The following is a 3,622-nucleotide window of genomic DNA, read 5'->3' on the forward strand; positions in this document are numbered from 1 at the left end:
CGGCGAACTGCCGCCCGGACTGGACGAGCAGCTCCCGCGCCCGGCGGGGGAGACCCTCGACGGCGTCCGCACCGGCGCCGTCGCCGGGTGGATCGCCGGCCGCCTCGGCCTCGGCGGGACGGCCTGCAGCGCGCCGGGGTCGGCCCACGCCCGCTGCTGCTCCGCACGCGTCGTGCACCACGAGGCGACCTTCGACCCGGCGATGGAGGTGCGGCGGCACGTGACCGTGCTCGTGCTGTCCGCGACCCGGCTGCTGGTGTGCCACACCGACGAGCATCCGCCCGGCGAGGGCATGGCCCAGCCGCACGCGTCCACCACCACCGAGGCCGTCAAGCTGGAGCGCGTCCAGTCGGTCGCGGTGACGCGGGTCGTCCCGGACCCGGCGTCCTACGTGCCGGGCGTCCCGCCCACCGAGGTCGTGCTGACCATCGGCTGGGGCGCGATCGCCCACATCGACCTCGAACCCGCCACCTGCGGCGACGAGAACTGCGAGGCCGACCACGGCTACACCGGCAGCGTCACCGCCGACGACCTGTCCCTGCGGGTCAGCGAGGCGGCCGACGGCGCGGACGCCGTCACCCAGGTCCTCGCCTTCGCCGAGGAACTCTCGGCTGCGACCGCCCGGTGACCGGAGTGGAGCGCCAGCGGAACGTAGGGAGCCGGGCGGTCCGCTTTTGCGGGGGGTGTGGGGGGTTGCCCCCCACGATGAAACGCTGAGGGGCGCGGGTCAGGTGGAGGTGTCGCCGTAGACCGGGCGGTGCTCCTGGACGGATTCGGCGAGGTGGTCGGCGAGTTCGTCGACGTCGAGGCGCTTCTCGATGCGGCGGAGGTCGTCGATCTTGGCCTTGGTCTCGGCGCGGCGGGGCGCGAGCATGGTGCAGCAGTCCTCGTCGGGCAGCTCGGAGATCGACAGGGTGCGGATGCGGCGCGCCTGGTCCATGATCTCGCTCTTGTCCATGCCGACGAGGGGCCGCAGGATCGGCAGCTCCACGGCGTCGTCCAGCGCGGTGATGTTGGTGAGCGTCTGGCTGGACACCTGGCCGAGCGCGTCGCCGGTGATCAGCGCGCCGCCGCGCAGCCGGCGGGCGAGGACCTCGCCGGTGCGCAGCATCAGCCGGCGCTGCGCGATCACGGCGAGCCGGTCCGCGCCGGACGACTTGATCTGCTGCTGCGCCTTGCCGAACGGGACGACGAACAGCCGGGACCCGCCCTGGAACTTGTCCAGCTCGCGGACCAGCGCGTACGCCTTGTAGATCGACTCGGGGCCGGTGAACGGCATGCCGGAGAAGTGCAGGTAGTCGACGCGCAGGCCGCGGCGCATCATGCGGTAGGCGGCGACGGGCGAGTCGATGCCGCCGGACATCAGCACGAGGGCGCGGCCGCTCATCCCGACGGGGAGGCCGCCCTGGCCGGGCAGCCCGCCGGAGTAGACGAACACCTCGTCGCGGTCGACCTCGATGGACAGGGTGTGCTCGGGGTCCTTGAGCTTGACGGGCTGGCCGTAGCGCTCGGCGACGAGCCCGCCGATGTGCCGGTCGAGCTCGGTGGAGGTCATCGGGAAGCGCTTGTCGCGGCGCCGGGACCGGACGGCGAAGGTGCCGGTGCGGCCGTCCATGAGTTCGAGGGCGGCGCGCTCGACGCTGGCGAGGTCCTTGCCGACCCGCCAGGCGCGGTGCGCCCACACGATGCCCATGACGTCGGTCACCCGCTGCGCGACGCGTTCCATGGTGGCCAGGTCGGCGTCGTGCTTGCGGATGATGAACACGCCGTGGCGGCGGACGACGTCGACGCGGGCGATCGGCCGGACGGCCAGCCGCACGTTGTCGGCGAGGCGGCGCTCGAACAGTTCGCGGTTCTTGCCCTTGAGGACGACCTCGCCCAGTTTGAGCAGCACGCACGGCTCGCCGTCGACCGGCGACTGCTCCCGGACGTCCGCCGGCGCGGTGTCGAGCGTGGTCATGCGTGATCCTCCTGGCGGGAGCAGGTCTAGGGGTGGGCTTCTAGTGTGGCCCACAGTGGGCAACACCGCGACCTGGAAAACGTGTTCCCGCCAGGAGGACCGGATCAGCCGAAGAAGACCTCGGCCTCGGCGTAGCGCTCGAGCGGGACGGTCTTCAGCTCCTTGGTCGCCTCGTCCAGTCCGACGCGGACGATGTCGGTGCCCTGGAGCGCGACCATCTTGCCGAAGTCGCCGTCCTTGACGGCGTCGATGGCCTGGAGGCCGAAGCGGGTGGCGAGGACGCGGTCGAACGCGGTGGGGGTGCCGCCGCGCTGGATGTGCCCGAGCACGGTGGCGCGGGCCTCCTTGCCGGTGCGCTTCTCGATCTCGTCGGCGAGGGCCTGGCCGATGCCGCCGAGCCGGACGTGCCCGAACGCGTCCCGCTCGCCGGTCTGCAGCTGCATCTGCCCGTCGACCGGGTGGGCGCCCTCGGACACGACGATGATCGGCGCGTACCGGGTCTTGAACCGGCTCTCCACGTACTGGCAGACCTTCTCGATGTCGAAGGGCCGCTCGGGGATGAGGATGACGTTGGCGCCGGCGGCCATGCCGACGTGCAGCGCTATCCAGCCCGCGTGCCGGCCCATGACCTCGCAGATCAGCGCGCGGTGGTGGCTCTCGGCGGTGGTGTGCAGCCGGTCGACGGCCTCCATGCCGATGTTGACGGCGGTGTCGAACCCGAACGTGTAGTCGGTCGCGTTCAGGTCGTTGTCGATCGTCTTCGGGACGCCGACGACGTTGACGCCGTTGGCGTACAGTTCGCGCGCGACGCCGAGGGTGTCCTCGCCGCCGATGGCGATCAGGGCGTCCACGCCGAGGCCGGCGAGGTTGTCCTTGATCCGCTCGATGCCGCCCTCGACCTTGACCGGGTTGGTCCGGGACGAGCCGAGGATCGTGCCGCCGCGCGGCAGGATCCCGCGCACGGCCTGGACGTCGAGGGCCACGGTGTCGCCTTCGAGGGGCCCGCGCCAGCCGGCCCGGAAGCCCACGAACTCGTAGCCGAAGACCTGCACGCCCTTCCGGACGACCGCGCGGATCACCGCGTTCAGTCCGGGGCAGTCCCCGCCTCCGGTCAGCACTCCGACGCGCATGCCGTCTCCTTCTCCCGCCACCGGGCTCCTCCCTCGATTCACAGGCCCGAACATACGGCCACGGTGCCGGCGCGTCCGGGCGTCCCGGCGCGCCGCCATTGGTCTAGACCATAGCCGCTGCCGGGGGCGGCGGCACACCGTTCACCCCGCAACGCGCGGGCCGGTGGGACGCACCCGTCCGAAGACCCGGACGTACCCGCGAACCAGCACCGTCACTCCCCCGGCCTGTGGTGCGCGGCGGCCGTGCGGGGACGTCGGCGGGGACTCGCCGTCATATGACCACCGGACCCCTGGCGAGCGCCAGTTCCCGCGCCGCGTCCGCGCCGAGATCATCGCGGCGTGCCCGCGCAAAGTCTCACCCGTCTCGAATGGCCCACGGGCCGACGCGCGGCCCCCGGCTAGTCCCAATGCCGGGAAGTTAAGGGTCTTCGGCTGTTGTCGAGTTGGTCGGGGTGAGGATGTCGATGGCGATGGTGGCCTGGTAGGTGGTTCGGTCGATGGCCGGGCCGCGGGCGTTGTACTTGGAGATCGC

3 protein-coding genes are annotated in these 3,622 nt (G+C 72.0%); 1 reads left to right on the top strand and 2 read right to left on the bottom strand.

All coding sequences use genetic code 11. The features are described 5' to 3' along the window. The first annotated feature begins 7 nt into the window (after positions 1-7). The gene (locus ETD96_RS42530; RefSeq protein WP_240808624.1) at positions 8-628 is read left to right on the top strand and encodes a DUF5998 family protein; all 621 of its coding nucleotides are present in this window, start codon (positions 8-10) and stop codon (positions 626-628) included. A gap of 99 nt (positions 629-727) precedes the next feature. Here ETD96_RS42530 and thiI read toward each other — a convergent pair whose 3' ends face one another. Both thiI and ETD96_RS42540 read right to left on the bottom strand, forming a co-directional pair. Continuing rightward, positions 728-1,960: a tRNA uracil 4-sulfurtransferase ThiI gene (thiI, locus tag ETD96_RS42535; protein WP_138642144.1), complete on the bottom strand. Its 1,233-nt coding sequence runs from the start codon at positions 1,958-1,960 to the stop codon at positions 728-730. 104 nt (positions 1,961-2,064) lie between these two features. Beyond that, complete coding sequence (locus ETD96_RS42540; RefSeq protein WP_138642145.1) at positions 2,065-3,090, bottom strand: 6-phosphofructokinase; 1,026 nt, start codon at positions 3,088-3,090, stop codon at positions 2,065-2,067. Between the last annotated feature and the right edge of the window lie 532 nt (positions 3,091-3,622).

It is taken from the genome of Actinomadura geliboluensis (genome assembly GCF_005889745.1).
GTDB lineage: Bacteria > Actinomycetota > Actinomycetes > Streptosporangiales > Streptosporangiaceae > Spirillospora > Spirillospora geliboluensis.